This window comes from Pediococcus parvulus (assembly GCF_007990205.1).
Taxonomy (GTDB): Bacteria; Bacillota; Bacilli; order Lactobacillales; family Lactobacillaceae; genus Pediococcus; species Pediococcus parvulus.
The window spans coordinates 1-14,495 of sequence record NZ_BJWE01000015.1; the positions used below are offsets into that span (position 1 = coordinate 1).

15 protein-coding genes and 1 other annotated feature (1 of these 16 running past the window's edge) are annotated in these 14,495 nt (G+C 38.3%); of the genes, 14 read left to right on the forward strand and 1 reads right to left on the reverse strand.

The annotated features are described in order from the left end of the window. Window positions 1–91: 91 nt before the first annotated feature. A complete protein-coding gene (locus PPA04_RS04550; RefSeq protein ID WP_084254242.1) occupies window positions 92–211 on the reverse strand; it encodes a DUF4044 domain-containing protein in 120 nt (39 codons plus the stop codon). 333 nt (window positions 212–544) lie between these two features. Between PPA04_RS04550 and mraZ the strand changes: the two genes are divergently transcribed. From mraZ to PPA04_RS04620, 14 genes are all read left to right on the forward strand, one after another. After that, on the forward strand, window positions 545–976 hold the full coding sequence (mraZ, locus tag PPA04_RS04555) for a division/cell wall cluster transcriptional repressor MraZ (RefSeq protein ID WP_057783945.1): 432 nt from the start codon (window positions 545–547) through the stop codon (window positions 974–976). An 11-nt stretch (window positions 977–987) separates the two neighbouring features. Then, on the forward strand, window positions 988–1,935 hold the full coding sequence (gene rsmH, locus PPA04_RS04560) for a 16S rRNA (cytosine(1402)-N(4))-methyltransferase RsmH (protein ID WP_057783943.1): 948 nt from the start codon (window positions 988–990) through the stop codon (window positions 1,933–1,935). A gap of 13 nt (window positions 1,936–1,948) precedes the next feature. Further along, the gene (gene ftsL, locus PPA04_RS04565) at window positions 1,949–2,338 is read left to right on the forward strand and encodes a cell division protein FtsL (RefSeq protein ID WP_057783941.1); all 390 of its coding nucleotides are present in this window, start codon (window positions 1,949–1,951) and stop codon (window positions 2,336–2,338) included. After that, window positions 2,335–4,512, forward strand: coding sequence for a penicillin-binding transpeptidase domain-containing protein (locus tag PPA04_RS04570; RefSeq protein ID WP_057783939.1), 2,178 nt, complete (start codon window positions 2,335–2,337; stop codon window positions 4,510–4,512). The genes ftsL and PPA04_RS04570 overlap by 4 nt, the downstream gene beginning before the upstream one ends. A gap of 18 nt (window positions 4,513–4,530) precedes the next feature. After that, window positions 4,531–5,499, forward strand: a complete 969-nt coding sequence (gene mraY / locus PPA04_RS04575) for a phospho-N-acetylmuramoyl-pentapeptide-transferase (RefSeq protein ID WP_057783937.1) — start codon at window positions 4,531–4,533, stop codon at window positions 5,497–5,499. Between the two features lie 67 nt (window positions 5,500–5,566). After that, window positions 5,567–6,943 carry a UDP-N-acetylmuramoyl-L-alanine--D-glutamate ligase gene (murD, locus tag PPA04_RS04580; protein WP_057783935.1) on the forward strand — a complete coding sequence of 459 codons (1,377 nt, stop codon included), beginning with the start codon at window positions 5,567–5,569 and terminating at the stop codon, window positions 6,941–6,943. A gap of 3 nt (window positions 6,944–6,946) precedes the next feature. Beyond that, window positions 6,947–8,041: an undecaprenyldiphospho-muramoylpentapeptide beta-N-acetylglucosaminyltransferase gene (gene murG / locus PPA04_RS04585; RefSeq protein WP_057783932.1), complete on the forward strand. Its 1,095-nt coding sequence runs from the start codon at window positions 6,947–6,949 to the stop codon at window positions 8,039–8,041. Window positions 8,042–8,058: 17 nt separating this feature from the next. Beyond that, window positions 8,059–9,051, forward strand: coding sequence for a cell division protein FtsQ/DivIB (locus PPA04_RS04590; RefSeq protein ID WP_057783930.1), 993 nt, complete (start codon window positions 8,059–8,061; stop codon window positions 9,049–9,051). 175 nt (window positions 9,052–9,226) lie between these two features. Further along, window positions 9,227–10,579 carry a cell division protein FtsA gene (gene ftsA / locus PPA04_RS04595; protein ID WP_057783928.1) on the forward strand — a complete coding sequence of 451 codons (1,353 nt, stop codon included), beginning with the start codon at window positions 9,227–9,229 and terminating at the stop codon, window positions 10,577–10,579. Window positions 10,580–10,604: 25 nt separating this feature from the next. Continuing rightward, window positions 10,605–11,894 carry a cell division protein FtsZ gene (gene ftsZ / locus PPA04_RS04600; protein WP_057783927.1) on the forward strand — a complete coding sequence of 430 codons (1,290 nt, stop codon included), beginning with the start codon at window positions 10,605–10,607 and terminating at the stop codon, window positions 11,892–11,894. An 87-nt stretch (window positions 11,895–11,981) separates the two neighbouring features. Then, the gene (locus PPA04_RS04605; RefSeq protein ID WP_057783925.1) at window positions 11,982–12,407 is read left to right on the forward strand and encodes a cell division protein SepF; all 426 of its coding nucleotides are present in this window, start codon (window positions 11,982–11,984) and stop codon (window positions 12,405–12,407) included. Between the two features lie 4 nt (window positions 12,408–12,411). Next, entirely contained in the window at window positions 12,412–12,678 is a 267-nt protein-coding gene (locus tag PPA04_RS04610) for a YggT family protein (RefSeq protein WP_260267417.1), read from the forward strand. 15 nt (window positions 12,679–12,693) lie between these two features. Beyond that, window positions 12,694–13,485, forward strand: coding sequence for a YlmH family RNA-binding protein (locus tag PPA04_RS04615; protein ID WP_057783923.1), 792 nt, complete (start codon window positions 12,694–12,696; stop codon window positions 13,483–13,485). A gap of 13 nt (window positions 13,486–13,498) precedes the next feature. Beyond that, window positions 13,499–14,338 carry a DivIVA domain-containing protein gene (locus tag PPA04_RS04620; protein WP_057783920.1) on the forward strand — a complete coding sequence of 280 codons (840 nt, stop codon included), beginning with the start codon at window positions 13,499–13,501 and terminating at the stop codon, window positions 14,336–14,338. After that, window positions 14,337–14,495 (forward strand) — a binding site (T-box leader) (it continues 55 nt past the right edge of the window). Its footprint overlaps the gene before it by 2 nt.

The following is a 14,495-nucleotide window of genomic DNA, read 5'->3' on the forward strand; positions in this document are numbered from 1 at the left end:
ATATTTTGTGGCTTATCGTTTTATCGAGCTGTCCTGAGATTAGCGAAAAATAAAAAATGAGGAATACCAATTAAATGGTGTTCCTCATTTTTTATCCTAATAATCCAAGTGAAGATATAGCTGTTAAAACGACTGAACCAACCATACTAATAATCATAATCCAAACCACAATCATCGTAACTCTTTGAAATGTACTCTTCTTTTTTTTCATAAGGCACCACTTTCCGAAATGTTACTCCCTATTCTAACGTGTTCATTTTAACTTTTCAAATTTTTTTCAAAAATATCAAAAGATCACCATTTTTGATTGGTTTTACTTTAAAATTTTAAAAAAATCCCCACCAATCATCCACCAAAGTTTATTTTTATTTATGAATGCTGTTATACTAGTAATTACAAAGAATATTTTGATAAATATAAAAACGCTTTTTTATCATAAATATAATAAAAATTAAGCATTTTAAAATAGTTTTCGAAATTGGTGGTAGGTAGTGGTACAAAGTGGTAAACTAAATTTGTAATCGATAGGAAAGGGGCAATTAGTATGTTCATGGGCGAATATCAACATTCACTTGATACCAAGGGACGACTAATTGTTCCTGCCAAGTTTAGGGAAGATCTTGGAACTGATTTTGTTATCACACGTGGTTTAGATGGCTGTTTGTTTGGCTATCCGCTGGCAGAATGGCAACACATTCAAGATAATCTAAAAAAATTACCGTTGAACAAACGAAATAATCGTGCTTTTGTACGTTTTTTGTTTGCAGATGCAACACAATGTAATTTTGATAAGCAAGGCAGAATTAATATTCCGAAACAATTACGTGAACATGCAAAACTTACTAAGAAATGTGTTTTAGTCGGTGTATCAAATCGATTTGAAATTTGGGATGAAGCCCAATGGAATGAAGTAACTGCAGATACAGAAGAAAATTTTGACGATATTGCTGAAAATTTAATTGATTTTGGCTTGTAGGAGTAAGAAAAATGAGTGAGTTTCAACATACAACTGTTTTACTAAACCAAGCAATTGACGAATTAAATCTCAATCCAGATGGTATTTATGTGGATTGCACCCTTGGTGGTGGGGGTCACAGTCAGTTGATTTTAAGCCAATTAAGTCAAAAGGGTCATTTGTATGCTTTCGATCAGGATGTTGCAGCGATTGAATATAATCAAAGTCATTTGAAAGATTATTTAGATCGTAATCAAGTTACTTTTATTGAAGATAATTTTAAAAATATTACAAAAGATTTGGCAGAGTATGGCGTTCAACACGTGGATGGCATTGTCTATGATTTAGGAGTTTCATCACCCCAATTGGATGACGCTAGTCGTGGTTTCAGTTATCAACACGACGCACCACTTGATATGCGCATGGATCAATCTGCTGAATTAACCGCTCAAATTGTGGTTAATCAATGGTCATATGAATCATTAGTGAAGATTTTCTTTCGATATGGTGAAGAACGCTATTCTAAACAAGTTGCTCGTGAAATTGAACGACAACGAGAAATTGCACCAATTCAAACAACTGGCGAACTAGTTGAACTTATAAAAAAAGCAATTCCGGCAGCTGCACGTCGTACAGGAGGACATCCTGCAAAGCGGGTTTTCCAAGCTATTCGAATTGCGGTTAACAATGAATTAGGTGTTTTGGAGACTTCTTTAGAGCAGGCCTTGGATCTGTTAAAGGTTGGCGGAAGAATTAGTGTGATCACATTTCAATCATTAGAGGATCGATTGGTTAAAAATATTTTTAAAGAACAAGCAAATTTACCTGAACTTCCTCAGGGTTTGCCAGTTATTCCCAAAGAGCTTGAACCCCATTTTAAATTGGCTACCCGAAAACCCATTTTACCTAGTGAGGACGAATTGGCACATAATCATCGCGCTCATAGCGCAAGACTCCGAGTTATTGAAAAAATAAAATAGGGACTGATTTATAATGGCACAAAATAATTTAGCAGAAGCATTTCCGGCGAGTAAACCCGTAAAACGAAGTATACCGGATCTTAAAGAAGGGACTCTACATAAGGCAAAAGCTGTCGTCATTCCAAAGTCTTTGCCATTTTCAAAATTCGAGAAAATTTTAATGACATTCTGCGGTATAATTTTGACAGGCTTAATGATTTTTGTAGTTTCTGGTAAAATTGCATTATCAAGCGCTGAACATAATTTATCTAGTTCGCAAGAGCAAGTTACGAAAGTTACTTCTGATAACAGCAATTTGAAACAGGAAGTGAACCAGCTTTCCAGTCGTACTCGCTTAAACAAAATTGCGAAACAGTATGGATTAAGCCTGACAACTTCAAATATAAGGAATGTTAATAAATGAACAATAACGAAAAGCGTTCAAAAAAGGACGATAATAACAAATCAAGCCACAATCGAAGAGCGTTCGGTCAATGGCTTTTTTTCATAGCCATTGCCCTCTTCGTGATCTTAATTCTACGTTTTTCCTACATTGCAATTGGCGGGACTGTAGAACACATCAATTTGAGTTCACAGGCCCGTCGTTTATATACAGATAATAAAGTGCTCAAAGCACAGCGTGGATCCATCCTCGACGCATCTGGTCAGCCAATTGCGGAGGATACTAGCACATACTCGATTTATGCAGTTTTGAATAAATCCCAGGTGGGTGCCAATAAGAAGCCACTCTATGTCACTAATAAGGCTAAAACTGCTAAGATTTTGGCAAAATATTTACCAATTTCAAAAAAAGAAGCCCTTAAAGCGTTAAATCCAACTAATAAGAACTCGTTTCAAGTAGAATTTGGAACGGCAGGAAAAAATATTTCGGTAGCTACGAAAGAAAAAATTGAATCTTATAAACTGACTGGTATCAATTTTATTCAATCTGAAGCTCGACTTTATCCAAACGGTACTTTTGCTTCAAATTTGATTGGAATTACGGCGTCGGTTCAGAAGAAGAGTTCGGATATTACCCAATTAAAAGGTATTATGGGTATTGAAAGTGCCTTTAACAAAAAATTAACGGGAACTGATGGGGAACGATCCATTCAAAAGGATAAATTTGGGTATCAGTTGCCTTCCTCTCAAGAAAAGAAAGCTGCAGTTGATGGCGAAAACATTTACACAACGTTGGATACCCGTTTACAAACTTTACTTGAGTCTGAAATGACAAAGGTCCAAGCACAGGTCCATGCTAAGTCTATGACGGCAACTATTATGAATGCCAAAACCGGTGCTATTTTAGCTACATCACAACGGCCAACATTTAATCCCACAACTAAAAGTGGCATTAGTAAAGCATGGAGCAATTCAATTGTTCAAGACACTTTTGAGCCAGGATCGACCATGAAGGTATTTACGGCTGCTGCGGCCATTGATAGTGGCCATTTTAATGCTAAGGAAAAGTATAAATCTGGAACTTATAAAATAGATGGTCAAGTCGTGCCAGATTGGCAAACCTCAGGTTGGGGATTAATTACCTATGAAGAAGGCTTTGCCCGATCAAGTAACGTTGCGATGGCCCATTTGGAACGTAAAATGGGTGCAAAGACTTGGAAGAAGTACATTAAAAAGTTCAAATTCTTGCAAAGCACAAATTCTGGCTTGAGTGGTGAAGCGAAGGGAAGTATGCAGTTCTCTTACCCAATTGATCAGGCTGATACTGCTTTTGGTCAAGGAATAGATGTCACCACGATGCAAATGCTACAAGGATTCACGGCAATTGCGAATAATGGTAAAATGGTAAAACCACAATATATCAAAAAAATAGTTAACAGTAACACAGGCAAGGTTACTTACCGAATGAAGACGAAAACTGTGGCACATCCAATTAGTAGTTCAACAGCTAAAGAAGTTCGTAAATTGATGCAAGATGTTGTTTATAAGAGTTATGGCATTGGCTCCGATTTTAAGCTATCTGGGTACCGTGTTGCGGCTAAGACTGGAACTGCTCAAGTCGTGGGATCAAATGGGACATACTTGAATACAGATGATAGTTATCTATATTCAGTTGTTGGCATGGTTCCTGCAAGTAATCCAAAGTACATCATGTATATCACAATGAAACAGCCAACGTTGCCTGCTACAAAAACGGCAACTCAGCTTTTGGATGAAATCTTCAGTCCAGTTATGAAACAAGCCTTAGGAGAAAATTCAACTACGGCTAAGAACCAATTAACCGGAAAAGCAAAAATTGCAAATATGGTTGGCGAAACTGCTGATACAGCTACCAAACAACTTGGCAAAGAAAGCATCGCGGCCACGGTTTTGGGAACGGGTAATACTGTGACTCGACAATCAGTAGCTGCCAATACTGAAATGCTGGCCGGTCAGCGCGTTATTCTTGTGACAAGTGGTCAGATGCAGATGCCAAACATGTCGGGATGGTCACGTAACGATGTGCTTAAGCTAACTAAGTTAGTTGGTTTACAGGCAGACTTTTCCGGAACCGGTTTTGTCAAGTCACAATCGATAAAAGCCGGTGCGACTATTCAAAGCGGACAAACTTTGACGGTAAAACTTAAGCAAAAGTAAGAGAGAATGGAGTTTACTATGAATTCGATAGAGCAGATTGGAACGATACTTGTCAGTTTCTTAATAACGGTGGCAGCCATGCCGTCGTTTATCAATTATTTCCGTAGTCGCAATGAGGGCCAAATGATTCGTGAAGAAGGTCCCAAATGGCACGAAAAAAAATCTGGAACCCCCACAATGGGCGGATTGATTTTTATAGTAGCCATCAGTCTGAGCAGTTTGCTTTTTGAAATTGTAAGTCATCAAATTAATGCAACAGGCGTAATTTTGATTGTAATTTTGATTATGTATGGTTTTCTTGGTTTCTGGGATGACAGTATCAAACTAATGAAAAAACAAAATGAAGGATTGAAAGCTTGGCAGAAATTTTTAGGCCAGGTTGTGGGTGCTGTTATCTTTTATTTTGTGTATGTTCACGAAGGTTTTGCCCAAGTACTTAATTTACCTTGGGTAGGTGGCTGGCATCTTGGTGCTTGGTTTGCATTGTTTGTCATCTTTTGGTTGGTCGGTTTTTCAAATGCGGTCAATTTATCGGATGGTCTTGATGGTTTGGTGAGTGGACTAGCAATCATTGCCTTTGGCGCGTATGCCATTATTGCGGCGGTGCAAAATCAATTTGATGTGCTTATCTTTTGTTTAGCCATCATTGGGGCATTGCTTGGGTTCTTCATCTTTAACCATAAACCAGCTAAAATATTCATGGGTGATATGGGATCTTTAGCCTTAGGTGGTGCTTTAGCTGCCGTCTCCATCTTAGTGCATCACGAAGCTGCCTTGCTGTTAATTGGGGTTGTCTTTGTTTGTGAAACAGCTAGTGTCATCTTACAAGTTGCTTCGTTTAAACTTACCGGTCATCGTATTTTTAAAATGAGTCCAATCCACCATCATTTTGAAATGTTGGGTTGGAGTGAGTGGAAAGTGGATATCGTGTTTTGGTGTGTCGGCTTAATTGGTGCGATGATTGCATTGATTGGCATTCTTAACTAGTTTAGATTTTTGAACGCATTCTGCTACGTCCTCAAAATAATAAAGTTTGATTTGAAGGGAAAGAGTCATGAAGGATATTACAGACTATCAAGATAAAAAGATATTGGTATTAGGATTGGCAAAAAGTGGGGTGAGTGCAGCCCGATTATTACAGAAATTGGGAGCATTAGTTACGGTGAATGATGCCAAACCATTTGACGAGAATCCAGATGCCCAGGAATTGTTAGAAGATGGTATCAAAGTGGTTACAGGTGGTCATCCCCTAACTTTATTGGACGAAGGTTTTGAACTCATCGTTAAAAACCCAGGAATCCCATATACAAATCCAATCATTAAAGGCGCACTCAGCAAAAAAATTCCAATTATTTCAGAGCCCGAACTTGCGTATCAAGTTTTAAGTGGTGAAATGATCGGAATTACCGGAAGTAATGGTAAAACAACAACCACAACTATGATTCAGCTGATGCTTGATGAAAAACGTCCTGCTGGACATGCTTATCTGGCCGGAAATATTGGTATTCCTGCAACTACAGTTGTGCAAAAAATTCAGTCTCAAGATACGATGGTGACTGAGTTATCAAGCTTTATGTTGGCCAGTGTGACGACACTCAAACCCCATATTGCTGTAATTACTAATATCTTTTCTAATCATTTGGATTGGCATGGTACCCGTGAAAACTATGTGCGTGATAAAATGCACATTACTAAAAATCAAACCGAAAAAGATTATTTGGTGATTAACTGGGATAATCCAGAATGGCAACACTTAAGCAAACAAACTAAAGCTCAGGTTGTCCCGTTTTCTCGACAGGATTTAACTGAAGATGGCGCCTACCAGAAAGGCGAAGATCTTTACTTTAAAGGTGAAAAGATTATTGCGGCTTCAGACATAAAAGTACCTGGTGTACAAAATGTTGAAAATGCGTTGGCGGCAATTGCAGTGGCTAAAATTGAAGGGCAGTCGAATGAGTCAATTGTCCACGTATTAGAAAGCTTTGGTGGCGTTAAACATCGCGTTCAGTACGTCACCACTTGGAATGACCGAGATTTCTACAATGATTCAAAAGCCACCGACATTGAAGCTACTCAAGTTGCGCTACGTTCATTTACAAAACCAATCGTTTTAATTGCTGGTGGATTAGATCGTGGCTATACGTTTGAAAAGTTGGAAGCTGATTTTAAAGCCCATGTTAAAGCCATTATTTTAGTTGGCCAAACAAGTAGCTTGCTGGCTGAGACTGCAAAAAATGCTGGGGTTCCCGTAATTGAGTTCGCTCATAAAGTGTTGGATGCTGTTCCGCTTGCATACAAAGCAAGTGATGCTGGGGACGTGGTTTTGTTATCTCCTGCCAATGCAAGTTGGGATCAATACAAAACGTTTGAAGTTCGTGGGGATGAATTCATTAACGCTGTTCAAACCCTTCAAAACGGAAAGAAGGCTTAAACAATGCGATTAATGATTTCGGGCGGCGGTACTGGAGGTCACATTTATCCAGCATTGGCCTTAATAGAAGCCTTAAAAAAACGCGAACCAAATTCTGAAATCTTGTATGTGGGAACTGAAAAAGGATTGGAAAGCAAAATTGTACCCGCTCAGGGTATTGCGTTTAAAACGATTAAAATTCAAGGTTTCAAACGATCGTTGTCCTTAGAAAACTTTAAAACGATTGGTCTGTTTTTGAAAAGTGTCGGTGATGCCCATAAAATGATTAAAGAATTTAGGCCTGATGTTGTTGTGGGAACTGGTGGCTATGTTAGTGGGGCGGTAGTTTTTGCTGCGAGTCTCCAAAGAATTCCAACGGTGATTCATGAACAAAATAGTGTGGTAGGTGTTACCAACAAATTCTTAAGCCATTTTGTAACAAAAATTGGAATTTCGTTTGAGGATGCCCGTTCGCAATTTCCAATTAAAAAAGTTGTTTTCACTGGTAACCCACGAGCAACTCAAGTCGCGTTAATGCAACCAAACGATGCACTTAGTGAGTATGGATTAAGAAGCAATCTTCCTACGTTACTAATTTTTGGTGGTAGTCGAGGTGCAGAAAGAATTAATTCAGCAACAGTAGAAGCACTCCCACAGCTTAAGCAAAAAGACTATCAGGTTTTGTTTGTCACGGGTCAGGTACACTACCAAAAAATTATGGCTGCCATCAAGCCATCCGATTTAGGAAGTAATGTAGTGGTTCGACCATACATTAGTAAAATGCCTGAATTGCTACCAAACTTTGAGGCAATTTTAGGTCGGGCGGGAGCAACTAGTATCGCTGAAATCACAGCGTTAGGAATTCCTTCAATTTTGGTGCCAAGTCCTTATGTAACCAATGATCATCAAACAAAAAATGCGCGAAGTTTGGTGAAAAAGGGTGCTGCTGAATTATTACCTGAGGTTCACTTAGATGCAGATTCATTAGTAAAAGCTACCGATGAACTCATGACCGATGAAAACAAACGTAAAAAAATGGGTGAAGCAGCTAAAAAAATGGGTCGCCCACGAGCAGCAGAAGATCTTTTGAATGTTTTGGAATCGGTGATTAAAAAATAGAAAATGGGGTGGCGATCGTGTTTAGAAAAAAGAAAACGAAAACTCCTCAGCCAAAACGGGAATTGACTCCCTGGGAAAAGGTACAACGTAACCAGGCAATTGAGAAAAAGAAAGCAGAAAAAGAAAAGAAAAGATCGCAAACTTTTGTGCCAAAATTAAAGGCACCACAAAAATTTTGGATTTGGTTTAGCTGTGTTTTAATTTTGATCTTAATTATTGCAGGGTACTTACTTTCACCTCTTAGTCATATACAGTCGATAGAAGTGACAGGAAATAAAGAATTTTCTAAGACGCAAATCATGAAGATCGGCAATGTGAAAAAAGATGATTGGATTTTTCCCTATCTTTTTGGACAACGAAACAAATCGACGTCAGTTTATAAGAAACAACCTAAACTTGTAAGTTACAAAATAAAACGCCAAGGATTCAATCATTTAAAGGTAACAGTGAAGGAAAATTCAATTGCTGGGCTAGTTTTGCGAAATAAGTATTACTACACCATTTTAGATAATGGAAAGGTAATCAACAAGTCAAAAAAGCAACCGTCCAGTGATTATCCCGTTTTTAAAAACTTTCACTCAGCGAGTGTATTAAAAACGTTACTTACACAGTTCCAAGAATTACCTTCAGTGGTTCGCACTGGTATTTCTGAAATTGATTATGTGCCAAGCAAGGATAATCCCAATAAACTGCATCTTTATATGAATGACGGCAATGAGGTTTATGCGGTTTTACCAACCTTCGCAGAAAAAATGAAGTATTATCCACAAATGGCAGCAGATATGAAACAAAAAGGAGTTATCGATTTAGAGGTGGGGGCTTACTCTTATCCTTTCAAGAATAAGAGTAAGGAAACGGCAACTAGTTCGTCGTCTTCTAGTTCAAGCTCAGTCGGTAGTGGTAGTAGTTATTCGACCACCTCTAGTTCAAGCTCGTCGGGACAAACTTATTCTGCAACGAGTACGACAAGTTCAGTAAGCACTTCCAGTAGTGTTGCAAGTACAAATTAAACGAGTAATGACCCAAAATGAAAAATAATGTGTGGATTAGCAGTATTTTTTGAATTTTTAGGTTTTTTACTCATTTTTTTAAAAGAATTGACTATTTAAATACATTGAAGTTATGGTAAACTTGAGAGTATATACAAAGGTCTAAAATAGGGTATGTTTAGGAGGTTCCTTTATTATGGATAATTCAGGAATTTATGTTGGACTTGATATAGGAACCACCTCAATAAAAGTCATTGTTGCTGAGAACGTAAATGAGCAAATGAGTGTTATTGGAGTGGGAAGTGAACGCTCTGATGGAATGAATCGTGGCGTGATTGTCGATATTGACAAGGCATCAGCAGCGATTAAAAGAGCAATTTCAGTTGCAGAAAATAAAGCAAATTTAAAGATTCATGAAGTAGTTGCTGGGATTCCGGCGAATTTGTTAAAAATCGAGCCTTGTCGTGGTATGATTGCAATCGCAGAAACATCACGTGAAATTACTAACCAAGACGTGATTAATGTTGCTAATGCAGCTTCTGTACACAGCTTGCCACCAGAACAAGAAGTAATTGATGTTTTACCTGATGAATTTGTTGTTGATGGATTTGATGGTATCAAAGATCCACGGGGAATGGTTGGTGTTCGTTTAGAAATGAACGGAACTGTGCTAACTGGTCCCAAGACGATCATTCACAATACAAAACGCGCAATTCAACAGGCTGGATTACATTTAACAGATCTAGTTCTAAATCCTTTAGCGCTTGGAAAAACTGTTTTAAATGATGGGGAACAAGATTTTGGTACCATTCTCATCGATATGGGCGCAGGACAGACAACAACAGCAATTATTCATGATCATCATTTGAAGTATACATATGTTGATCAAGAGGGTGGCCAATTCGTTACCAAAGATATTTCAGTTGTTTTGAATACATCTTTGAGTAACGCCGAAAAGCTAAAACGCGAATATGGCTATGCATTTGCCGATGGCGCTAGTGATGATGGTTTTCCAGTCGAGGTTGTTGGGCAATCTGCACCAGCCCAAATCACTGAGAAATATTTGGCTGAGATTATTGAAGCGAGACTAGAACAAATCTTAAACAACGCTTATAATCATCTTGAGAACATTGATGCATTGGATATGCCAGGTGGGGTCGTCATTACTGGCGGCGCTGCGGCAATTCCGGGAATTCAAAGTTTGGCTGCAGATATTTTTGGAACAAACGTCAAATTGTATGTGCCTGAACCAATGGGCTTAAGACATCCAGCATTTTCACAAGCTTACGCTATACTAAACTATGAAGCTTCACTAAGTGAGGTTGATGTTTTGGCAAAGAGCGCGATGGTAGCGGGAACGCGGACAATTCCAGAACAACAGACATTTGCGTCTGACGATACAGATCCTGCACCACAAACAAATAGTGAAGATGTACGTCAAACGACGAAGAGTGCACCTAAGAAACCAAAACAAAAGAAAGAGAATTCTTTCTCATTTAGCGGCTTAGTTGCAAGTATCAAGCGCTGGTTTAGCGAATTCTTTGACTAACTTTAAAATTATGGAGGAAAAAGGGATGGAATTTACAATGGATGATAAACAAAATGCTGGTGCAAACATCAAAGTTATTGGTGTCGGTGGCGGCGGGAACAATGCCGTTAATCGAATGATTGCTGAAGGTGTCAAAGGCGTTGAATTTATTGTTGCCAATACAGATGTTCAAGCTTTAAAACAATCAAAAGCTGAAACAAAAATTCAATTAGGACCTAAATTAACAAAGGGATTAGGTGCTGGCTCAACTCCTGAAGTTGGTACCAAAGCTGCTCAAGAAAGTGAACAAACAATATCTTCAGCTCTTGAAGGTGCAGATATGGTCTTTGTTACTGCTGGAATGGGTGGTGGTACCGGTACAGGTGCTGCACCATTAGTATCTAAGATTGCTAAAGAAACAGGAGCCTTAACGGTAGGTGTTGTGACTCGGCCTTTCAGTTTTGAAGGACCAAAGCGCGCACGTTTTGCTGCTGAAGGTGTTGCTCAAATGAAAGAGCAAGTTGATACTTTGATTATCATTGCTAACAACCGCTTGTTAGAAATGGTTGACAAAAAAACCCCTATGATGGAAGCATTCAGTGAAGCTGATAACGTATTACGTCAAGGTGTTCAGGGTATTTCTGATTTGATCACTTCACCCGGTTACGTTAACTTGGACTTTGCTGATGTTAAAACTGTTATGTCTAATCAAGGGTCTGCTTTAATGGGAATTGGTTCTGCAAACGGTGAAAACCGTACCGAAGAAGCAACTAAGAAGGCCATTTCTTCACCATTACTTGAAGTTTCAATTGATGGCGCAGAGCAAGTCCTGTTAAACATTACTGGTGGTCCGGACCTTTCATTGTTTGAAGCTCAAGCTGCTTCAGAAATTGTTGCTAAAGCAGCTACTGATGATGTTAATATCATCTTTGGTACATCGATCGACGAAAATATGAAGGATGAAGTACGTGTCACTGTCATTGCAACTGGTATTGACAAGAAAAACGACCGTCCAATGCATCGAGCAACTGCACGGACAAGTTTTGATACTCCGGCAGCTACAAAGAGTTCCACAAATTCAACTCCTGCATTTAACACGTCGAATACAAGTAGTGCTGCTCCAAAATCAGAAGAAAAAAGCGCTAAAAAAGATGATCCATTTGGTGATTGGCAATTGCGTCAATCAAATTCAAATGGTGTTCGGCCAACTTCTGTTGAGGATGATGATGAATTTAAAGATATTGAAAAGAAAGATTTTAATGTTTTTAATGATTCAGATAATGATGGCGACAAGGGTGTTGATACTCCACCATTTTTCAAACGTCGTCGTAAGTAATTGAATATCATTTTACAAGGACTGGGAACAAGACAACTGTTTTGTCCCAGTTCTTTGATACAGCGTCATTATTAGGAGGCGATCTGTATGGCATTAAATGATCGATTTAATAAACTGTTCGGGTTGGATGATGAACAAGGGCAACCTGATACTGACTTCAATCAGCGAACAGATGTTGATGACAAGGTGACTGCGATGGATAATGATAATATTTCGGATTCAAAAAGCCAAATTGCATTATTTGAACCAAGGATATTTAGTGATGCTAAAGAGGCTGCAAAACAATTAATCGCTGGACAGGCTGTTATTTTAAATTTTGAACGTATTGATGATGAGCAAACCAAACGGATCGTTGACTTTTTATCTGGAACGTTGTTTGCCATTGATGGTTCAATTGAAGAAGTGGGCACACATATATTTTTGTGTACGCCCAAGAGCTTTGAAATTAATGGCAGTCTGTACTCAAATATTCAAAATGGAGATTTGAGTCACGACAATATAAATAAGGAGTAAACATTTGGTCTTTTTATTTAATATTATTAGTAAACTTATTCAATTGTACATGTTATTGATTTTCGTATTCGTTTTGATGTCCTGGTTTCCAGGTGCTTACCAAACTAAGCTTGGACAATGGCTTGCTAAAATCTGTATGCCCTATCTAAAGGTGTTTCAGTTTATTCCACCTATTTTTGGGTTGGACTTTTCACCCATCATAGCTATCTTGGTTTTAGAAATGGCACAGTACGGAATTCAATATTTGTTTATTATATTAGGTTCTTTATAAGGGGAATAACTAAAAATGGACAATATTATGCAACATTTTCGTCCTGAGGAAGCACCGTTTGTAGATGAAGCAACGGGCTGGATTCAAGAAGTACGTGATCAAAACCGATTTGTGTTAACAAATTTTCTTAATCCACGGGAAATTTTCATTTTGATAACGTTAGTCAATCGTTTGGATGATATCAAAGTTCAAAGCTTTGGTGGATATTCCAGAGCAGAAATGCAACGGGCAATTATTTTTCCGGATTATTTTGTGCCAGAACGACAGGATTTCAATGTCAGTTTAATGAACATTGGCTATCCGGTAAAGTTTGCCAAAATTCATCATCGCAATGTTTTAGGGACGCTTGCTAATATGGGCGTGGAAAGAGACACGTTTGGGGATATCATTTCTAATGGCGATGAGTGGCAGTTTTTTGTAAAATCTGAAATGGTAGATTTCTTTTTGTCACAGGTTAGTAAAATTGGCAATGTCAAGGTCCGATTGGCTGAAAAAGAGTTAAGTGATGCAGTTGAACCTGAAAATGACTGGGAATCGGGTAGTACAACAGTAGCGTCAGTTCGAGTTGATTCTGTGATTGCAGAGGGTTTTCATTTGTCTCGTAACCACGCCAAGGAATTATTAGAAGAACGGAAGGTTACTTTGAACTGGAAACCTCATCAACGACCTGATTTTGAATTGGTAGCAAATGATTTGTTATCAGTTCGTGGATATGGGCGTATGCGGCTTGACAGTATTGAAGGCAAAACCAAAAAAAATAAAATTCGAATTTTAATTTCAATTATTAGTAGTAAAAAGAAAAAATAATGGAGGAATCAGTATGTCTTTAGATCCAGTAGATATTCAGAACAAACAATTTTCAAATAAAATGCGCGGTTATAACCCTAATGAAGTTGATGAGTTTTTACAACAAGTTGCAATTGAATATCGACGGGCATTAGACAAAATCTCTTCTTTACAAAAAGAAGTAGAAAATGCTGAAACTAAAATTGAATATTTCGATGATATGAAAGAAGCACTTAATAAATCAATTTTGGTTGCACAAGATGCGGCAGACAAGGTTAAGAGTAGTTCTAAGCGGGAAGCAGAGTTGACTGCTGAAGAAGCTCAAAAGCAGGCCGATGGAATGGTTCAAAAAGCGCGGGTTAGTGCGGAGGCTGTGATTGATGAGCAGGCTGAAAAAGCAAAGCGACTTATCTTAGCAACCAACGAGTTACGTAAAAATGCGCGCCTTTATCGCCAACGGGTTCAAGTTTTGGTTGATTCTCAATTGCAGATGATTAATGGCAGCGAATGGGATAGTATTTTAAAAGAAGATCAAGATGTGCAGGTGAGCGACCTGAAGGATGCAATGTTGCATACTGGAACCCTTGACAAGATCAAAGAGTCAAGAGTAAACTCAGTTGATGAAGAAGACGCTCGCGATATTACGCCGGCTGTTGAACCAGAGAAAAAAGATGATGAATTTCTTCAGGAAAAAGAGAAACCAGCTGAGAATTCAACCGAAACATCGGTTAAACAGGATGGGGACTCTCATAATGAGGACGAAGATGATTCAAAGAATACAGCTCCAGAAACGGTAGTTGTCTTTCCAAATGACGAATCAGATTCAGAAGATCATGAAAATTCTGGACTTCATGTTAATGCTAAAAATGAATAGATTTTCTTTGAAGAGAATACATTAAGAATGGCAAACTGTCAGCGAGTTAGCGAATTGATGAGAGGCTAATCAGAATCCATTTGAGATATCATCTCTGAGAAATCAAATTGACTTCAGGTAGATTTGATCGGTTTAAAAGCCGTTATTGAATTAAGGA